Genomic DNA, 19,620 nt, shown 5'->3' with positions numbered 1-19,620 from the left:
AAGATCTATAGGAGGGCTTTCTCTCTTATGGGTTCAGTTCCCATCGATCCAGTAGATCAAGTTTGACTTCCTCCATGGATCATATTTGAAATGATCCCTTTTTCATCTCTGTTCTCAGCAAGAATGACCCCGATGATATGCAAGGGAACAAAGATCAATACGGCATTGTAAACAAGTTCGTGTATCTCTTTGATGTCATGGGCCGTATCTTTTGTAAGGGAAAGTGCTTCATGAAAGTGAATGGCCAATCCTGAAACTGCCATAAATAGAAGGACAGCATAGAGAACGATATAACTCAGTGCTACGATTTTTTTGTGGAGTGTCTTTTCTTTGAAGTTTTGGTAGTTGGTTTTTCCGCTTTGGGTAAAAAAGAGTAGGAGTCTCCATAGAACTAAAATAGCGAACGCATACCCTAAGAGGATATGCCACTCCCACATGGGCGCACGGATGGCTGTGGCGAGTCCTTTCGCCTGATCAGACGTGACTTCAATGTTGATCTCTGAAAGTTTTTGTGTAATGAGCTCAGAGTTCGCTCTCCAACTTAAAAAGGTTTTTCGTAAAAATACTGTACCTAACAGCCCTAAAATAACAGTCGCATGTATCCAGTGCCACACTCTAAAATCCAAACGCCATTTTTTCACTTTCTATCCTTTTGAGTAAAATCTATAATTATAAGTATATTATAGTATCTTTATGGAAAATGCTATAAACCATATTTAAATAATTAAAAAGAAGGATGTTGAAGATGCAACTGGAAAAAGGGATTTATAAACATTATAAAGGGAACCTTTATGAGGTCTTTATGACAGCACAACACTCAGAGACCGAGGAGTGGATGGTAGTCTATAAGGCTTTGTATGGGGATCAGGGGATGTGGGTGCGTCCGTATGAGATGTTTGTGGAAAAAGTTGAAGTAGAGGGACTCTTTATACCCCGCTTTGAAAAACTAGAGGATGAGGATTAGATCCCTTCCATTCTTCTCGCCTCAAAACTCACTAAATTTTCCCCGGAAAACCTAAAACGGAGTTCTATGGGACGACAGCATACTTCACAATCCTCTATATAATCGCTTTGCTCTTCGGAATAGTCGAGTATCATAGAGATACGTTCCCAGCAGTAGGGGCAGGTAAAGAAATGCTCCATGAATGCTCCCTGTTTTTTATATGATTGTACTATAATTTGGAAAAAAGAGTATATATGTCATCGATCATCGAACACTTTCAAACCCTTACACAGATCCCCCACTGCAGTAAGATAGCAGATAAGTTATTGGAATTTTTAGTTACATTCGCTAAAGAGAGAGGGTATGAGGTTGAAGTAGATGATGCTAAAAATATTTACCTATCAAAAGGCAGACCGACACTCTGTCTTCAAGCACACTATGACATGGTCTGCATGGGTAAGGCTCCTATCTTAGAAACCTACGTGGAGGATGGATGGATGAAAGCCAAAGATGCTTCATTAGGTGCAGATAACGGTATGGCCATTGCAATGATGATGCAGCTGATGGATGAAGGTAAAGAGTTGGAGTTCCTGTTTACGTCTGATGAAGAGGTGGGACTGATAGGTGCAAATCAAGTCTCCTTTGATCTTCAGAGTCCCTATATGTTAAACCTGGACAGTGAAGATGAAGCAGAGGTCTATATAGGGTGTGCAGGTGGTGTCGATATTACAGCCTCAAAACAAGACAGTTATGTTGATGGAAATGGGACGTGTTATGAAGTGGCAGTCAAAGGACTGGTCGGTGGACACTCAGGTGTAGATATCGATAAGGGCATTCCTTCTGCGATTAAAGTACTGGGTGAGTATTTGTATGAACAGCAGATCACTCAGTTGGCAAGTATCTATGCAGGAGAACGTCGAAATTCTATTCCAGCCAATGCAGTGGCCATAGTATGCAGTGAATCGAAGCTAGAAAACACAGAGTTGGTGAAGGTACGTGAACTGACTGAGAGGCCGAAAGTTTTGCGTGAGGGCAATAAAACCATAGAGATGATACATCGATTCAAGCATGGCGTACATGCCCAAAATGAAGAAATGGGGATTCCTGACGTCAGTATCAACTTGGCTATTATCACTGCAGATGAGAAGGGTGGGCTTCTTGTGGAAACCAGCGCACGTGCCATGGATGCGGTGAAGCTGGAAGATATTTCAAAAGAAACATTGGCGTTCTTTAATGCTTACGGTTTTAACGTAAAACTTGAAGATAAATACCCTGCGTGGAAACCGGATATCAGTGATTTTACCAATCTTGTGAGTCAAGAGATGCAATCGGTGTTCGGTAAAACAAAGATGATGGCGATACATGCAGGACTTGAGTGTGGTGTCATCGCAGAGAAATATCCTGACATGAAGTTTGCTTCCATTGGTCCAACGATCCGTTATCCTCATTCTACCAGAGAGATGGTGGATCTGGAATCCGTAGAGCGTACGTTTGAGGTAGTGAAACTGATCATAAGATCGGTCAATGAAGCACAGAAATAGATTGAACAAGTCTTAAGATAACCTATACTTTAAAGGTTTGTTTTGTTTTACAATGGGCCTCCATAAAGCACCCTTCACATTCGGGTTTGACCGCTTTACATCTGTAGCGTCCAAAGAGCACCATCGCCTGATGGAGCAGGTGTAGGTCTGTTTTGAACTTCTTGCTTAACTCCTCTTCACATTTGACAGCGGTTTTGGCATCCGAGAGTCCTAAACGGTGTGCGACCCTGTATACATGGGTATCTACAGCCATGAGATTGGCTCCGGTATACTCTATCATGACAACATTGGCTGTTTTTTGGCCTACGCCTGCAAGTTTGACCAGTTCATCACGCTCCAGCGGGACTTCATTCCCATAGTTCTCTACCACACTCTGTGCCATTTTGATGAGGTTTTTGGCTTTGTTGTTGAAAAATGAACAGGTATTGATGTAGGATTTGACTTCATCCAGATCAGCATTGGCAAGAGATACCGGGTCCGGATAGGCTTTAAAAAGAGCAGGGGTAATGATATTCACACGTTTATCTGTACACTGCGCAGAAAGCATGACCGCAATGAGCAGTTCATAGAGATTACGATACTCTAATTCTGTGACAGAATCAGGATAGTGTTCAAGAAAGATACTTTTTATCTCTTCTATCTCTTTTTTGGTTGCTTTTTTGACTTTTGCCATACTTCTTTGCCTTCTTCTAATAAAATAGTAATTAGAATAGTAGCACATTAATAAATGATTTACCCAAGAGGTATATACTTCTTGGGTAAATTTAAGTAATTAAGGATAATTCGAAATGTTAAAACTCGCAAAAACTTCACTTCTTGCTGTGGCTGTCATGGCAACATCAGTAGTGGCGTCAGACATACTTATAACAGTCAATGGCAAAAATATCACGAAGCAGGATGCACAAGCATTTGTATCTGCCTCTGCACCTCAGGCAAACTTCATGGAACTTCCACCTGCTGAGAAAAAAATGGTTACAGATAGACTGGTAGAAAAAGTCCTTTTTACAGAGCTTGCAGCACAAGAGGGTATAGACAAAAAACCTGAATTTAAAAGAAACATGGAAAAGATCAAAGATGAACTTTTAGTAAACATGTGGATGAAAGAACAGTTGGATAATGCTATTGTAAGTGAGAGTGAAGCAAAAGCATTTTATGATAAAAACAGTGAAAAGTTCATGGAAAAAGCTTCTATGCGTGCAAGACACATTTTACTTGAAAATGAAAAAGATGCACAAGATATCATTGATACGCTAAAGCCACTGAAAGGCGAGGCGCTCAAAACCAAGTTCATCGAATTGGCTAAATCTAAATCTACAGGACCTTCCGGACCAAATGGTGGGGATCTTGGTACATTCAGTAAAGGACAGATGGTTCCAGAGTTTTCAGAAGCAGTGTGGGCACTTGAGAATGGTAAAATAACGACAAAGCCTGTGAAAACAAAGTTTGGTTACCACGTGATCTACCTTGAAACAAAAACGGAAGCAAAACCGGCGCCTTATGAGAAAGTGAAAGATAATATCATTGCTTTACTAAAGCAACAGCAGTTTACTGTTAAAATTAAAGAGGTCGCAAAAGAACTTAAAAGTAAAGCTACTATTGTTGATATGACAGAAGAAGCAAATACAACCAAATAGTAATTTTAGCCATTAAAATAGGGAAAAGAGTATGACAAAAATTTTTATGATGTTGGGGGTATCGTCTGTCTTAATGATAACTTCAATATCTGCAGATGATTTAAAAAACAGTTTAACAGATATGTTAAACACAAAAGAGACATCAGGAGTGGTGGACCTGGGTAGTATCAACCTAGATGCAAAACCTAAACAGCCAAAAACAAGATCTTCTAAAGCAGTGATCGCTACGGTCAATGGACATAAGATCATCAAAAAAGAGGCGGACAGTTATCTTGAACAGCGTACACAGGGGAAAGTGACTAATTTTGATCACTTGCCGCCAGAGCAACGTCCACGTCTTATTCAAGAGCTGGTACTTCCTATCATAGTACTGGATGCTGCACAAAAAGAGTTGACTGAAAAAGAGAAACAGTCAGTCTATACACGTGCATGGATGCAAAAAGAAGGACGTAAGATCAACGTCACGGATGAAGAGGCGTTGACCGTATATAATCAGTTGAAACAGCAAGCCGAAGAGAACAATGCTACCCAAAATATCCCATCATTTGAAACGATCAAGGATAAACTGAAAATCCAGATCATTGAGAAGACCCTGGTCGATAAACTTGTAAAAGATGCAAAGATAGAAGTATTGTAAGCACGTTTATTAATGAGTAATTGGTAAATATTAGGTAGAATACACACAACATTATACAAATACAAAAGGAAATAGAGAATGAAAAAAACTCTTGTTATATTAGGTCTCGCGTTGGCATTCACAACACATCATGCAGTAGCTGCAACGGCTGCAGGTACAGTGAATGGTACGACAATCACAGTTGAAGAAGCAAACAGTGTGCTTAATACACTGACAAAAGGCAAGATGACGTGGGAAAAACTTCCAGCTGACGGTAAAAAACAACTGATTGAAAGAATGGCTTTAGATAAATTGTTAGTGGCAGAATCAAACAAATCTTTAACGGATAAAGAAAAAGAAGCTGCACTCGCAGGTTACTGGATGCAGAAAAAAATGTTATCCACTGAAGTGACGGATAAAGAAGCACAAGATGCATATGACAAGATGAAAAAAGCAGCCAAAGAAGCAAAAAGCACACAAACTATACCGGCATTTGATGTAGTGAAAAATAATATTAAGATGCAACTTGCACAGGAAAAAGTTGTGGGTCAGTTGATGAAAAATGCAAACATTAAAATAAAATAATTGCATAAAAAGGAAATTGTAAATGTCTACAAAAGTTCTAGATGTAGTACCGGCAGGTGTAGTGACGGGGGATGACCTTCAAAAGTTATTTAAAATTGCAAAAGAGGACGGGTTTGCTTTACCTGCTGTGAACGTGGTAAGTACCTCTTCTGTGAATGCTGTACTCGAAGCTGCAAAGAAAGTGAACTCTCCTATCATGGTCCAGTTTTCAAATGGCGGTGGTGCATACTATGCAGGTAAAGGACTGCCTTCAGACGAGGCAGCGATATTAGGGTGTATCTCAGGTGCACAGCACGTACATACGGTGGCAAAAGCCTATGGTATACCTGTTGTACTTCATACAGACCATGCAGCAAGAAAACTTCTGCCTTGGATCGATGCACTGCTGGATGCAAGTGAAGCACATTACAAGGTACACGGGGTTCCTCTTTTCTCTTCTCATATGATAGACCTCTCTGAAGAACCTATAGAAGAGAATATCGCTACATGTAAGGTCTATTTGGAGCGTATGTCTAAGATGGGCATGACACTTGAGATAGAACTCGGTGTCACAGGCGGAGAAGAAGACGGGGTTGATAATACACATATCGATAATGCACTGCTCTATACTCAGCCTGAAGAGGTAGCGTATGCGTATGAAGAACTTTCAAAGATCTCTGACAAGTTCACTATTGCTGCTTCTTTTGGAAATGTACACGGGGTGTATAAACCTGGGAATGTGACCCTTACACCGAAGATACTTGATAACTCTCAATCCTATATCGAAGAGAAGTACAATACAGCCAAAAAACCTGTGAATTTTGTTTTCCACGGTGGTTCAGGTTCTGAACTCTCTGACATCAGAGAAGCGATCAGTTACGGTGTGATCAAAATGAACATAGATACCGATACACAGTGGTCATTCTGGGATGGTGTACGTACCTATGTTGCCAAGTATCATGACTACTTGCAGGGGCAGATCGGTAACCCTGAGGGCGAGGACAAACCGAACAAAAAGTATTATGATCCAAGAAAATGGTTACGTGCTGCAGAAGAGTCAACGGTTGCAAGACTCGAGAGGGCATTTGATGACCTTAACTGTTTAAATAGAAACTAACATATTGTTTCTTATTCTCGGGTAGAACCCGAGAATCTACAAATGAAAACGTTACATTTCCCCTCTCCGATCCAATCCATCACTTTTGACGAACATCATTTTTATCTGAAACGGGATGATTTGATAGATTCTGATTTCTCAGGTAACAAAGCACGAAAATTTTACTATTTTCTTCAACACGATTTTCCTGATGTCAGGAAGCTTGTCTCTTATGGCTCTGCACAGTCTAATGCGATGTATTCACTCTCTGTCTTGGCAAAGATGAAAGGATGGGAGTTTGAGTATGCAGTAGACCACATCGCTGACTATCTGAAAGCACATCCCCATGGTAATTACAAGGCTGCACTGGATAACGGCATGAAGATCATTCAAAAAGAGAGCATTTCTTCAAGTTATCCTAAGAGTGTTCTTTTTATAGAAGAGGGTGGAAGGCAACAAGAAGCAGAGTTTGGTATAAGAGCCTTGGCTGAAGAAATTGTAGCATGGAAAGAAGAGAATGATATAACACAGTTAAATATATTTCTACCTTCCGGGACCGGTACAACGGCACTTTTTTTACAAAAATATCTTCCTTCAAACAGGGTATATACGACAGCATGTGTAGGAGATGAGAACTATCTCAAAGAACAGTTTTTATCGTTAGAAAAGGATGAGAATGTACATCCTGTGACCTTGAGTTTGGATAAAAAACACCATTTTGCCAAACTTTATAAAGAAAACTATAAAATTTGGCTAAAATTACATCAACAGACGGGAGTTGAGTTTGATCTCCTCTATGATCCCCTCGGATGGAGGGTTTTACTTGCCCATCCTGAGGTCTTTTCTATACCGACACTCTACATCCATCAAGGTGGTGTGTTAGGCAATGAGAGTATGCTCCCGAGATATGAACGAAAATATAAAGATATAGATAAGGATATATTGTGAAAATATTTTACAGTAGTGATGATACATTTGATGCAAATTTTGATGAATTGCTCCAGCGTGGTAAAATGGATATAGAGGGTGTGACAAGCATTGTATCGGGACTTTTAAAAGAGATACAAACCCAAGGGAACAGTGCAGTTAAAAGTCAGATAGCGAAGTTTGACAGATGGGAACCTGCAAATGATGAGGCACTTTTGGTGTCCACAGAAGAGATGAAAAAAGCCTATGAAGCTATAGATCCTGACCTTCGTGATGCTCTCCACCTTGCGTATGACCGTATAGAAAGTTATCACCAAAAACTGATGCCAAAGACATGGATGGACAAAGAAGCCAATGGAACGATCCTGGGACAAAAAGTCACTGCCGTAGATAGAGCTGGGCTTTACATTCCCGGTGGGAAAGCAGCCTATCCAAGTTCACTGTTAATGAATGTGATACCTGCACAAGTTGCAGGTGTGGATGAGATAGTGGTATGTACACCTACACCGGATGATGAGATCAATGAACTCCTACTGGCGGCTTGTCACCTTTGTAAAGTGACAAAAGTCTTTAAAGTGGGTGGTGCTTCTGCGATCGGTGCGATGGCATATGGAACAGAGACGATTCCTAAAGTGGATGTCATTACCGGTCCTGGAAATATCTTCGTAGCTACAGCAAAAAAACTGGTTTACGGTGAAGTGAACATAGATATGATCGCAGGTCCGTCCGAGATAGGGATCCTGGCAGATGAGAGTGCAAGAGAAGACTACATTGCCATTGACCTTCTTTCACAGGCTGAACATGACGAGATGGCAAGTTCTATCCTTATTACAACCGATGGAGAGTTGGCAAACAGGGTCAGTGACAAGGTAGAAGAATTTTTAGGCACGCTTTCACGTGAAGAGATCGCCAGAAAGTCTATAGAGGAGAGAGGTGCCATTATCGTGACCCAGGATATGGATGAAGCGATCGAACTGATGAATGAGATCGCTCCTGAGCACTTGGAAGTGATCACGAATGATCCAATGTCTTTACTGGACAAGATCAAACATGCAGGTGCGATCTTCCTAGGTGAAAATACACCAGAACCGATAGGTGACTATGTAGCGGGACCAAACCACACACTGCCTACAGGCGGGACAGCAAAATTCTATTCACCTTTAAGTGTAGAACACTTTTTGAAGAAATCTTCTATTATCTCTATGAGTAAAGAGGGGATGCAGGAGATCGGTGGTGCGTGTGCCATGATCGCAAATACGGAAGGTTTGACGGCGCATGAGGAGTCTGTGCGTATTAGACTGAGGGATTAATCTACTTTTTTTTCGTTACTATGTTCTCCATAGTAACGAATGCTTCAATTCTATAACATACTTTCTTTACTATTCAAGTTTCTTTTTATTCCTTTTTTTCTTTGTTGATGCAACAAAAGAATAAAACGAACCCAAAAAAAGAGAATGCAAAGAACTGTCGTCCATCACAAATTTCCATTTGTTTTTGAATTTTTAAACACGTAAATATTGTAAATGAATATTTTTTTATTTTTTGAATGAAGAGATAAAAATTGAAGTGATTTTTTTGAGAAAATGGCGCGGTGGACGAGACTCGAACTCGCGACCCCCTGCGTGACAGGCAGGTATTCTAACCAACTGAACTACCACCGCACCTAAGACCATATATATGGTTGAAAAGAATTGTACATTAATTTACTTAAATGTACATGGTGGTCGCTACAAGACTCGAACTTGTGACATCTACCTTGTAAGGGTAGCGCTCTACCAACTGAGCTAAGCGACCATATTTTAATGTTTATTTGGAAAAGATTGGCGACCCCTAAAGGATTTGAACCTCTGTTTTTACGTTGAAAACGTAATATCCTTGGCCACTAGATGAAAGGGTCATCAAGAACCATAAACATAAATTGTCAAAAATGGTGGTCGCTACAAGACTCGAACTTGTGACATCTACCTTGTAAGGGTAGCGCTCTACCAACTGAGCTAAGCGACCAAACATTATATATAGTGGTGACCCTTCATGGATTCGAACCATGGGCCCACTCCTTAAAAGGGAGTTGCTCTACCAACTGAGCTAAAAGGTCATAAAATATTATGGCGCGGTGGACGAGACTCGAACTCGCGACCCCCTGCGTGACAGGCAGGTATTCTAACCAACTGAACTACCACCGCACCTATAAAAAATAATAGTGGTGACCCTTCATGGATTCGAACCATGGGCCCACTCCTTAAAAGGGAGTTGCTCTACCAACTGAGCTAAAAGGTCACACGTTTTTTGCACTCATTTTTTGAATAAGTGGACGGAATTATAGCTCAGAAACCTTTGATTGTCAAGAGAATTATGGGAAATGTTTTTAAATTTCCAATACTTCAGCCAATTTCTCGATAGCAAAGAGGGTAGATTGTTCCTGAACTTCATCTCTTGAACCTTTGAAATTGCAATGAAAAACCTCTTTAGAAAAAGGTGTTTTCAACCCTATATATACGGTTCCCACAGGTTTGAACTCTGTACCGCCGGTAGGACCTGCTATACCGGAAACAGCTATGGCATAGTCAGAACTTGCCATCTTTTGTATACCGTCCAACATCTGTGATACACACTGTTCGCTGACTGCACCGAAGTTTTCAAGTACCTCTTTGCTTACACCCAGCCAGAGATGTTTGATATCGTTCGAGTAGGTGATGCAAGAGCCATGCAGTACCTCAGAGGCACCTGATATGGAAGTAAAGGCTGCAACGATACGACCACCCGTACAACTTTCTGCAAAAGAGATCGTTTGTCCCTCTTTCGTCAATTTTTGAATGATTTTTTCTGTGAGTTCTTTTATATTTTTCATAAGATAATTGTATCAAAAGTAGCTTCTAATGCTCTTTTGGATACAATCACGGGATAATATAAGACTAAGGTATTATCAAACATGGATTTTAAAGACACACTTCTCCTCCCAAAAACCGATTTTCCAATGCGTGGAAATCTTCCAAACAATGAACCTAAAAAGTACAATGCATGGTTTGATGCCGATATTTATGAGCAGATGAAAACAAAACGCGCAGGTGCTGAAATGTTTACACTTCATGATGGACCTCCGTATGCCAACGGCGACATTCACATTGGACATGCACTGAACAAAATACTCAAAGATATCATCTTAAAATATAACTATTTTCAAGGCAAAGCGGTGCGTATGACTCCGGGCTGGGATTGTCATGGTCTTCCGATCGAACAGAAAGTTGAAGAGAAACTGGGCAAAAGCAAGAAGGAAGCAATGCCTACAGAGAAGTTCAGAGAGCTTTGCCGTGCACATGCTGAAAAGTTTGTAGATATACAAAGAGACGGATTTAAAGCTTTGGGTGTCATTGCAGATTGGGAAAATCCTTATGTAACGATGGATTTTAAATTTGAAGCAAACATTTATAGAACACTTTGCGAAGTAGCACAAAAAGGTCTCTTGGTCGAAAGACATAAACCTATTTTCTGGTCATGGGCTGCGAGAACTGCACTTGCGGATGCAGAAGTAGAGTATGAAGATAAAGAAGACTACTCTATCTATGTACACTTTGAACTCAGCGATGCAGCCAAAGAGAAGCTGGGACTAGAAGGTAAAGCCGGTCTTGTGATCTGGACCACCACGCCTTGGACACTGCCGGCGAATACAGGTATCTCTCTGAATCCTGACGAGATGTATGTCTTGACCGATGATGGGCATATCGTAGCAGAGGCTCGTCATGAAGCGATGATAGAAGAGGGTGTGGTCTCAGGACATGCAAATAGAAAGATCGCAGCCAAAGAGATGGAAAATCTTTTGGCGATAAACCCTGTAAACGGTCGTACTTCTACCGTGGTCCTTGGTGACCATGTACTGATGGACGGCGGTACCGGATGTGTACATACCGCTCCCGGACATGGTGAAGATGACTACAAAGTAGGATTGAAGTATGGCCTTGAAGTGGTGATGCCTGTCGATGAGCGCGGATGTTATGATGAGAGTGTCAAAGGATTAAACCTACTTCCTAATCCAGACGAGTTTGTGGGGATGCATATCTTTAAAGCCAATGAGCCTATCTTGGAGATCCTGGGTGATGCATTGTTAAAACAAAGTAAATTCGTTCACTCCTATCCACACTGTTGGAGAACAAAAAAACCGCTGATCTATAGAGCAACGAACCAATGGTTCATCTCCATAGATGATACAGCTAAAGGTGCCAAAGAGTCTCTTAGAGATACAGCACTTCATGCGATCGAAGGTGTGGATTTTTATCCTAAAACATCTAAAAACCGTCTCAAGCCGATGATCGAAGGAAGACCTGACTGGTGTATCTCTCGTCAGCGTTCTTGGGGAGTGCCTATCGCATTCTTTAGAAACAAGAGTACCAAAGAGGTGATCTTCGATGTAAAGGTATTGGACCATGTGGCTACGCTTTTTGATGCGCAGGGGGCAGATGCCTGGTACTCTATGAGTATCGAAGAGCTTCTTCCAGAGAACTCAGGTTACAATGCTGATGATCTCGAAAAGATCAATGATATCCTGGATGTATGGTTTGACTCAGGTTCGACCTGGAATTCTGTGATCAAAAGCGGAAATTATGATGCGGGTGAATACCCTGCATCCCTGTATATCGAAGGAAGTGACCAGCATAGAGGGTGGTTCCAGTCTTCACTATTGCTTTCAGCAGCAGTGAATGAAGTGTCTCCGTATAAAACACTGATCACGCATGGCTTTACTGTGGATGAGAAGGGTGAGAAGATGTCCAAGTCCAAAGGTAACGTTGTCGCTCCGGACAAAGTTGTCAAAGAGTATGGTTCTGAAATTCTGAGACTCTGGGTAGCGCTTTCAGATTATCAGTCAGACTTGAAGATCTCTGACAATATTTTGAAACAGACAGCTGAACAGTATAGAAAGATAAGAAATACATTCAGGTTCCTACTTGCAAATGTGGATGATCTTGAAAACTATGTGGCCAATGATGCCTATGGTGAATTGGACAGATGGATCCTCACTAAGGCAGCAGAGGTATTTGCATCGGTCAAAAGCTCATTTGATGCCTATGATTTCCTTAGAGGGTTTGCAACACTGAACCACTTTATCACCAATGAGCTTTCAGGTATCTATATGGATATCACGAAAGACAGACTCTATTGTGAAGATAAAAATGATCCTGTCAGAAGAGCCACACAGTCTGCCATGGCACATATTGCCAAAGCGATGTTGGGACTTGTTGCTCCTGTATTGACCTATACGGCAGATGAGATCCTGGAGTATGCACCGGCACTTTTCAAAGATGGAATGGAGAATGTATTTGATCTTGTATATGTTGCAGTACCAACAGTTGAGGCAAGTTTTGATGATACTATACTTATCACGGCACGTGAAAAATTCTCTGAGGCGGTAGACAAACTCAAAAAAGAGAAATTGATGAAATCGACGCTTGAAGTGGAGATCGCAGGAGATATAAGTAAGTTTGCGATTAATGACAGTAAAGACCTTGAAGACTGGTTTGTGGTTTCAGCGATGAAATCAAGCAGTGAGGGTGAGCAGGTTGCTTCTTTCGAAGTAGATGGTTCAACGTATACGGTACATAAAGCAACCGCTTCAAAATGTCCGAGATGTTGGAGATTTACAAGCAGCAGTGATGAGTGTGCCTGTGAGAGATGTGCAAAGGTCGTTGCCTAATGTTTGATATGTCTCAACCCATACAGATGGAGGTGATCATCGGTTCGATCGTTTTCATCTTTGGATTGGTGGGGATAGGTTTGGCAGTCGTAGAATATTATAAGAGAAAAGGAAGCAATTCGTGATAACACTAAAAGAAGCGCTAACAAAATCTAATGAAGAATTAGAAGAGATAAAAGCACAACTTGAAGTCAAAGCCAAAGAGAGCGGACTCAATGCCTATGTAGGGTTTGAAAGTTCAGGTGAGGGTGTACCGATCCTTATCAAAGATAACATTCAAGTTAAAGGGTGGTCTGTGACTTCAGCATCTAAAATTCTTCAGGGGTATATTGCTCCTTATGAAGCGACAGCTATCACTAACCTTAAATCTAAAGGGATGATGGCATTCGGTAGAGCCAATATGGATGAGTTCGCAATGGGCTCAACCACGGAGAGCTCTTTTTATGGACCTACGAAGAATCCACATGGTACAGACCGTGTGCCTGGAGGATCTTCGGGTGGGTCAGCTGCAGCTGTTGCCGGAGGTATTGCTATTGCTGCACTCGGATCAGATACAGGCGGATCTATCAGACAGCCGGCAGCCTATTGTGGTGTAGTAGGAATGAAACCGACCTATGGAAGAGTGAGCCGTTTTGGGCTGGCTGCCTATGCTTCTTCTCTTGACCAGATAGGTCCCATCACTCAGAATGTTGAAGATGCAGCGATTTTGTATGATGCGATCAAAGGACATGATGAAAAAGACTCGACGTCAGCAGATTTTGAGATAGAAGATATCGCTAACAACATCAACACAGATGTAAAACTGACGATCGCAGTGATCGACAACTACATCTCTGAAGCAGATGAAGATACACAAAAAGCCTATGCCCATACAGTCAAGGTGCTTGAAGAGGCAGGCCATACGATCGTACATAAAAATATGCAAAACACAAAGTATGATATCGCGACCTATTATATTTTGGCCACGGCAGAAGCAGCAACGAACCTTGCACGTTTTGACGGGGTACGTTACGGAACAAGAGCAGAATCAAAAACGACGGAAGAACTTTTTTACCATACACGCTCCGAAGGCTTTGGAGAAGAGGTGAAGAGACGTATCCTGCTTGGTAACTTTGTCCTTTCATCAGGTTATTACGATGCATACTATGTCAAAGCACAAAAGGTAAGACACCTTATCAGAGATGAGTTCAATGCTATTTTTGAAGAGGCTGATCTTATACTCTCTCCGGTTGCACCATCTGTTGCACCGAAGATAGGATCATCTGAAGACCCGCTTGAAATGTACAAGAGTGATATGTATACTATTGCGATCAACCTTGCAGGACTTCCTGCCATTTCACTACCAGTTGCTAAAAATGATGAGGGGATGCCTATAGGGTTACAACTCATTGCTAAAGCATTTAACGAAAAAACACTTTTTGACGGTGCTGCAAGCATGGAAAAAGCTGTAAACTATATTAAATAAACGAAGGAAATAAAAAAATGAGAATTAAAAAAAGAGCATTAACATTTGAAGATGTATTACTAGTACCACAACATTCAGTTGTACTTCCTAAAGAAGTTTGTTTAAAAAGTAATTTGACGAAACGTGTAACACTGAATACACCTATTGTTTCAGCAGCGATGGATACGGTAACTGAGTACAAAGCAGCGATCGCTATGGCACACTTGGGTGGTATCGGTATCATTCATAAAAATATGGATATTGAAACACAGGCAAAGCAGATCACGAAAGTTAAGAAGTCTGAGAGTGGTATTATTATTGATCCTATTTTTATAGGTCCGGATAAAACGGTGGCAGATGCGGATGCTTTGATGGGCGAATATAAGATCTCCGGTGTACCGGTAGTGGATGATGAGTTGAAACTTCTGGGGATCATCACAAACCGTGATATGCGTTTTATCACGGATATGAGTTTAAGCATCGCTGATGTGATGACCAAAGCACCTTTGGTGACAGCAAAAGTAGGTATTACATTGGATGAAGCAGCAAAAGTACTTCAGGAACATAAGATCGAAAAACTGCCGCTTGTAGATGATAATGGTGTACTTCAGGGGCTTGTGACCATTAAAGATATCGAGAAAAAAGAGAAGTTCCCTAATGCCAATAAGGATGAGCATGGACGTTTAAGAGTAGGTGGGGCGATAGGCGTAGGTCAGATTGATCGTGCGACGGCACTGGTAGAAGCAGGTGTGGATGTGATAGTACTTGACTCGGCGCACGGGCACTCACAAGGTATCATTGATACACTGAAACTCATTAAAAAAACATTGGATGTCGATGTGATCGCAGGAAATATTGCCACTGCTGAAGGAGCACAAGATCTTATAGATGCAGGTGCTGACGCAGTCAAAGTAGGTATCGGGCCTGGGTCTATCTGTACGACACGTATCGTTGCAGGTGTGGGGGTACCTCAGATCTCTGCGATTGATGAAGTAGCAGCAGTGGCAAACAAAGCGGGTGTACCAGTAGTGGCTGATGGTGGTATTAAATACTCTGGTGATGTAGCAAAAGCCTTGGCTGTAGGTGCCAGCTCGGTGATGTTGGGTTCTGCACTTGCAGGAACATACGAAGCACCGGGAGATATGATCCTCTTCAACGGAAGACAGTTTAAAGAGTACAGAGGTATGGGAAGTATCGGTGCGATGACCAAAGGAAGTACAGACCGTTACTTCCAGGAAGGTACCGCAGCAGATAAACTGGTACCAGAAGGGATCGAAGGACGTGTACCTTACAGAGGACGTATGGCAGATGTTGTACATCAAATGGTAGGGGGACTCCGTTCATCTATGGGATACTGCGGTTCGGAATCGATCAAAGTATTCTGGGAAAAAGCGGAATTTGTTGAAATTACCTCTGCAGGACTGAAAGAATCTCATGTACATGATGTAACGATCACTAAAGAATCTCCAAACTACTCTTCTTAAAGATTCTTACCAAACTCTCCGTATGTGATACGGGGATTCCTTTCATTTATAAATACGATATCTTTTCTTCCAATTAATCCTCTCTTCAAGCAAGCACAAGCTATAATTTACCTATATAATGAAATAAGGAATTGTAATGCACGAACAAACACTGGCCGTCCATGCAGGATATGAGAAAGATGCACAAGGGACTATGGCAGTACCTATTTACCAAAGTACAGCCTATGAGTTTAGAGATACAGAACATGCAGCGAACCTCTTTGCACTGAAAGAGCTTGGAAATATCTATTCAAGATTGATGAACCCTACTACAGATGTCTTTGAAAAACGTTTTGCAGCACTCGAAGGTGGGGTAGCTGCGATCGGCACTGCTTCTGGTATGTCAGCGATCTTTTATGCTATTGCAAATGTGGCTGAAGCGGGTGATAATATCATCGTAGCAAAACAAGTATATGGTGGAACGACAACACTGACCGGACATACGATCAAACGTTTTGGTATTGAGACACGTTATTTTGATGTAAGAAATCCCTCAGAGATCGAAGCACTGGTAGATGAGAGAACAAAGATCATACTTTTTGAGAGTATTACAAATCCGAGTATCGATGTGGCTGATTTTGATGCGATTGTGGCGATTGCCGATAAGCATGGTGTTTTAACGTGTGTGGATAATACGGTTGCTACCCCTATTTTATGTAAACCGTTAGAGCATGGTGTAGATATCACAGTACACTCTGCAAGTAAATATACGACAGGTCAGGGACTGGCGATCGGTGGTGTTATCGTAGAGCGTCACAATCTTGTAGAGAAGATCAAAGGAAATGCACGTTACGCTCACTTTAATGAGCCGGATGCAAGTTATCATGGACTTGTATACTCTGATGTACCACTGCCGCTCTTTACACTTAGAACACGTTTGGCACTGCTTCGTGACCTGGGTGCCGCACCGTCACCTTTTAATTCATGGTTGTATATTCAGGGGCTGGAGACCTTACCACTTCGTATGAAGCAGCACTCTGCTTCAGCATTGGCTATCGCTGAGTTTTTGGAAGCACATCCCAAGGTAAAAAAGGTCAATTACCCTGGTCTAAAGTCCAGTACCCAAAACCCGCTTGTTCAAAAGTACTTTAAAGAGGGGATGGCCAGTGGTCTTCTTTCATTTGAGGTAGAGAGTAAAGAGTTGGCACAGAGTATCGCAGATGCAACAGAGATATTTGCCGTGGTCGTCAACATCGGTGACAGTAAGTCTATCATCACGCATCCGGCGAGTACAACACATCAACAGCTTTCGGCCAAGGAGCTTGAAGAGGCTGGTGTTCCCGGAGGTTTGGTGAGACTGAGTGTGGGGATAGAAGATACACAAGACCTTATAGATGATTTGGCAAAAGCACTTGGATAGTTATAAAGCGCAAATTAGATAAAATACGACAAAATAATATAATCAATGGACATTGTGCTTGTATGTGACTCATCGCATGAGCCAAGAGTTGAGGTTATCGCTTGTGTATACCCATGGGTGTGCCATAGTGACAACATCGTTTTTTCACTTAGCTCAAAAATGTTCAATAAATAAAAAAGCAGTCTATGGAAATCACAACTAAAACAGCACAGTTTAGCTCTCCTCTCTATCTAGAAAGTGGGCGTATCTTAGAACCGTATGAGATCGCCTATGAGACATACGGAGCGTTAAACGAAGATAAATCCAATGTTATTTTAGTCTGTCATGCCCTGAGTGGTTCCCATCATGCAGCCGGGACTTATGAAGGTGAACGAAAGGCCGGCTGGTGGGATGGACTGATAGGTGACGGTAAAGCGGTTGATACCAGCAAATATTTTGTGATTTGTACTAATGTGATAGGTTCGTGCTTTGGCTCTACTGGACCTATGAGCAACAACTATCCCAGTGAGGATCCTTATAGACTCCGGTTTCCTGTAGTGACCATCAAAGATATGGTACGGGCACAGATGCATCTTCTTTCGCAATTGGGTATCTACCATGTACGTGCGATCATAGGTGGTTCTATGGGAGGTATGCAGGCACTGCAGTTTGCCGTGGATTACCCGAATTTTTCTGATGATATCATTTCTCTTGCAGCAACCTACGCTACAAGACCTTGGACCATAGCATTTAACAAAGTGGCGGTAGAAGCGATCCGCAGAGATCCAAGATTTAACCACGGTAACTATGAAAGAGATGCTTTTAAAGAAGATGGTCTGGATGGATTGGCCATAGGGCGTATCGCAGGACATATCTCTTACCTGGCACCGGATTCTATGGATAATAAGTTTGGACGTAATTATGTTAATAATGATGGACTTTTTGAACTCTTCGGACGGTATGAAGTGGAGAGATACATGGAGTACAATACCAATAACTTCTCACGTATATTTGATCCGCTCTCCTACCTATATATAGTTAAAGCGATCAATACCTTCAATTTAAGTCGTGGATATGACTCTTTGCATGAGGCTATTTTACGTATCAAAGCAAATGTACATCTGATCAGTTTTTCATCTGATTATCTCTTTTTCCCATGTGAGATGGAACACATTGCCAAGATGATGGAACGTAACGGACAAAAGTATACTTATCTTGAAGTTGAGAGCAATTATGGACATGATGCCTTTTTAGTCGAGTTGGATAAATTCGAAGACCATATCAAGGATGTATTACAATGAAAAACGAAACATTTGAAGAGAAGTTAGAACATTCAAAAGCCCTACTTGAAAAGCTGATGAACCCTGAGATCACACTTGAAGAGTCTGTCAAGCTGTATGAAGAGGGGTTAAAAAACATCAAAGAGGCACAAACACTGATAGAAGAGGCCAAAACGAAAATTACTGTGATAGAACAGGCGAACCAAAACACAGGAGATACCCTGTAATGGCACAACTTGTTGTAGCAGCACTCCAATTACCAACATTGGGTATGAATGCAACAAGGCTTGAGTTCTATCTCAAACAAGCCAAGCAGAGAAATGCAGAGGTGATGCTTCTTGGTGAGTATGTACTGAATCATTTTTTTAAAGAGTTTGCCACGATGTCACCTAATATGGTGAAAGAACAGACGCGTAAACATACAGAACTTCTTAAACATCTTGCACAAAAGTATGATATCGTCTTTGTTGCACCTATAATTGTGAGCAAAAAAGATGGATATCATAAAACCATTGTGAAGATCACGCCTAAGACCACAAGGTATTATGAACAGCAAATCCTTCTCCCTTATGCGCACTGGAACGAAAAAAAGTTTTTTGCCAATCCAATCACATCACTCAAAGATCCTATGACATTCAATATCAAAGGATTCAAAGTGATGGTCATGGCCGGATTTGAACTTCATTTTGACCATTTCTGGCAAAGGGTAACTGAAAAAAAGGTCGATCTTGTTTTGCTTCCTACCGCTTCAACATTCGGTTCCCATAACCGTTGGAGAGAGATCATCAAAACAAAAGCTTTTTTACATGGATGTTATGTCCTAAGAGCAAACCGTTTAGGTGAATACAGTGACAATGAAGTCAAATGGAAATTCTATGGTGACACTATGCTCGTCTCTCCGGAGGGAGAGATAGAGATGATGCTGGAAGATAAAGAGTCCATGTTGGTTGAAGTGATAGATAAAGCAGATGTGCTGGAACACAGAAAAGCATGGGCGTTTGAGAAAGAGTTGCAGTTAAGAATGGAGTAG

Annotated in this window: 20 protein-coding genes and 7 tRNA genes; 16 read left to right on the top strand and 11 right to left on the bottom strand. The window is 41.4% G+C overall.

All coding sequences use genetic code 11. The features are described from left to right. Positions 1-56: 56 nt before the first annotated feature. Positions 57-641, bottom strand: coding sequence for a cytochrome b/b6 domain-containing protein (locus MN086_RS08275; protein WP_248575540.1), 585 nt, complete (start codon positions 639-641; stop codon positions 57-59). 104 nt (positions 642-745) lie between these two features. Here MN086_RS08275 and MN086_RS08270 point away from each other — a divergent pair, with 104 nt between their 5' ends. After that, complete coding sequence (locus MN086_RS08270; RefSeq protein ID WP_248575539.1) at positions 746-964, top strand: DUF1653 domain-containing protein; 219 nt, start codon at positions 746-748, stop codon at positions 962-964. On the opposite strand, the gene MN086_RS08265 is transcribed toward MN086_RS08270, so the two are convergent. After that, on the bottom strand, positions 961-1,143 hold the full coding sequence (locus MN086_RS08265; protein WP_248575538.1) for a CPXCG motif-containing cysteine-rich protein: 183 nt from the start codon (positions 1,141-1,143) through the stop codon (positions 961-963). The two genes, MN086_RS08270 and MN086_RS08265, sit on opposite strands and share 4 nt — an antisense overlap. A 54-nt stretch (positions 1,144-1,197) precedes the next feature. Here MN086_RS08265 and MN086_RS08260 point away from each other — a divergent pair, with 54 nt between their 5' ends. Further along, positions 1,198-2,484: a M20/M25/M40 family metallo-hydrolase gene (locus tag MN086_RS08260; RefSeq protein ID WP_248575537.1), complete on the top strand. Its 1,287-nt coding sequence runs from the start codon at positions 1,198-1,200 to the stop codon at positions 2,482-2,484. Between the two features lie 22 nt (positions 2,485-2,506). Here MN086_RS08260 and nth read toward each other — a convergent pair whose 3' ends face one another. Continuing rightward, on the bottom strand, positions 2,507-3,157 hold the full coding sequence (gene nth, locus MN086_RS08255) for an endonuclease III (RefSeq protein ID WP_248575536.1): 651 nt from the start codon (positions 3,155-3,157) through the stop codon (positions 2,507-2,509). Positions 3,158-3,272: 115 nt separating this feature from the next. On the opposite strand from nth, the gene MN086_RS08250 reads away from it, so the two are divergent. The 6 genes from MN086_RS08250 (at position 3,273) to hisD (ending at position 8,631) form a co-directional block, all read left to right on the top strand. Beyond that, positions 3,273-4,118: a peptidylprolyl isomerase gene (locus MN086_RS08250; protein ID WP_248575535.1), complete on the top strand. Its 846-nt coding sequence runs from the start codon at positions 3,273-3,275 to the stop codon at positions 4,116-4,118. Between the two features lie 31 nt (positions 4,119-4,149). Continuing rightward, positions 4,150-4,755 (top strand): hypothetical protein, encoded by a 606-nt coding sequence (locus MN086_RS08245; RefSeq protein WP_248575534.1) that lies wholly within the window; start codon positions 4,150-4,152, stop codon positions 4,753-4,755. 78 nt (positions 4,756-4,833) lie between these two features. Next, complete coding sequence (locus MN086_RS08240; RefSeq protein WP_248575533.1) at positions 4,834-5,319, top strand: hypothetical protein; 486 nt, start codon at positions 4,834-4,836, stop codon at positions 5,317-5,319. Between the two features lie 22 nt (positions 5,320-5,341). Then, positions 5,342-6,415, top strand: coding sequence for a class II fructose-bisphosphate aldolase (gene fbaA / locus MN086_RS08235; protein ID WP_248575532.1), 1,074 nt, complete (start codon positions 5,342-5,344; stop codon positions 6,413-6,415). Between the two features lie 42 nt (positions 6,416-6,457). Continuing rightward, positions 6,458-7,342, top strand: a complete 885-nt coding sequence (locus tag MN086_RS08230) for a 1-aminocyclopropane-1-carboxylate deaminase/D-cysteine desulfhydrase (RefSeq protein WP_248575531.1) — start codon at positions 6,458-6,460, stop codon at positions 7,340-7,342. Next, entirely contained in the window at positions 7,339-8,631 is a 1,293-nt protein-coding gene (gene hisD / locus MN086_RS08225) for a histidinol dehydrogenase (protein ID WP_248575530.1), read from the top strand. Before MN086_RS08230 ends, hisD begins: the two co-directional genes overlap by 4 nt. 274 nt (positions 8,632-8,905) lie before the next feature. Here the strand turns inward: hisD and MN086_RS08220 are convergent. The 8 genes from MN086_RS08220 to MN086_RS08185 all read right to left on the bottom strand — a co-directional run bounded on the left by MN086_RS08220 (position 8,906) and on the right by MN086_RS08185 (position 10,169). Next, a tRNA-Asp gene (locus MN086_RS08220) sits at positions 8,906-8,982 on the bottom strand. A gap of 57 nt (positions 8,983-9,039) precedes the next feature. Next, positions 9,040-9,115: transfer RNA gene (locus tag MN086_RS08215), tRNA-Val, on the bottom strand. Positions 9,116-9,142: 27 nt separating this feature from the next. Beyond that, positions 9,143-9,218: transfer RNA gene (locus tag MN086_RS08210), tRNA-Glu, on the bottom strand. Between the two features lie 31 nt (positions 9,219-9,249). Further along, positions 9,250-9,325: transfer RNA gene (locus MN086_RS08205), tRNA-Val, on the bottom strand. A 15-nt stretch (positions 9,326-9,340) separates the two neighbouring features. Beyond that, positions 9,341-9,416, bottom strand: a tRNA-Lys gene (locus MN086_RS08200). 11 nt (positions 9,417-9,427) lie between these two features. Next, positions 9,428-9,504, bottom strand: a tRNA-Asp gene (locus MN086_RS08195). A gap of 18 nt (positions 9,505-9,522) precedes the next feature. After that, positions 9,523-9,598 (bottom strand) — tRNA-Lys (locus tag MN086_RS08190). 88 nt (positions 9,599-9,686) lie between these two features. Then, complete coding sequence (locus MN086_RS08185) at positions 9,687-10,169, bottom strand: CinA family protein (protein ID WP_248575529.1); 483 nt, start codon at positions 10,167-10,169, stop codon at positions 9,687-9,689. Between the two features lie 81 nt (positions 10,170-10,250). On the opposite strand from MN086_RS08185, the gene ileS reads away from it, so the two are divergent. From ileS to MN086_RS08150, 8 genes are all read left to right on the top strand, one after another. Then, entirely contained in the window at positions 10,251-13,004 is a 2,754-nt protein-coding gene (gene ileS / locus MN086_RS08180; RefSeq protein WP_248575528.1) for an isoleucine--tRNA ligase, read from the top strand. Further along, the gene (locus MN086_RS11025; protein WP_256465823.1) at positions 13,004-13,129 is read left to right on the top strand and encodes a hypothetical protein; all 126 of its coding nucleotides are present in this window, start codon (positions 13,004-13,006) and stop codon (positions 13,127-13,129) included. Before ileS ends, MN086_RS11025 begins: the two co-directional genes overlap by 1 nt. Next, positions 13,126-14,469, top strand: coding sequence for an Asp-tRNA(Asn)/Glu-tRNA(Gln) amidotransferase subunit GatA (gatA, locus tag MN086_RS08175; RefSeq protein WP_248575527.1), 1,344 nt, complete (start codon positions 13,126-13,128; stop codon positions 14,467-14,469). Before MN086_RS11025 ends, gatA begins: the two co-directional genes overlap by 4 nt. Positions 14,470-14,486: 17 nt before the next feature. Next, positions 14,487-15,932 (top strand): IMP dehydrogenase, encoded by a 1,446-nt coding sequence (guaB, locus tag MN086_RS08170; RefSeq protein WP_248575526.1) that lies wholly within the window; start codon positions 14,487-14,489, stop codon positions 15,930-15,932. Between the two features lie 136 nt (positions 15,933-16,068). Next, positions 16,069-17,331, top strand: coding sequence for an O-acetylhomoserine aminocarboxypropyltransferase/cysteine synthase family protein (locus tag MN086_RS08165; protein WP_248575525.1), 1,263 nt, complete (start codon positions 16,069-16,071; stop codon positions 17,329-17,331). Positions 17,332-17,516: 185 nt separating this feature from the next. After that, positions 17,517-18,611 carry a homoserine O-acetyltransferase gene (locus MN086_RS08160; protein ID WP_248575524.1) on the top strand — a complete coding sequence of 365 codons (1,095 nt, stop codon included), beginning with the start codon at positions 17,517-17,519 and terminating at the stop codon, positions 18,609-18,611. Next, complete coding sequence (xseB, locus tag MN086_RS08155; RefSeq protein WP_248575523.1) at positions 18,608-18,817, top strand: exodeoxyribonuclease VII small subunit; 210 nt, start codon at positions 18,608-18,610, stop codon at positions 18,815-18,817. Before MN086_RS08160 ends, xseB begins: the two co-directional genes overlap by 4 nt. After that, the gene (locus tag MN086_RS08150) at positions 18,817-19,620 is read left to right on the top strand and encodes a carbon-nitrogen hydrolase family protein (protein WP_248575522.1); all 804 of its coding nucleotides are present in this window, start codon (positions 18,817-18,819) and stop codon (positions 19,618-19,620) included. Before xseB ends, MN086_RS08150 begins: the two co-directional genes overlap by 1 nt.

Origin of the sequence: Sulfurovum sp. XGS-02 (genome assembly GCF_023213175.1) — a bacterium.
GTDB lineage: Bacteria > Campylobacterota > Campylobacteria > Campylobacterales > Sulfurovaceae > Sulfurovum.
The sequence above is the reverse complement of the archived record's forward strand: the minus strand, read 5'-3'. Positions and strand labels throughout refer to the sequence as shown.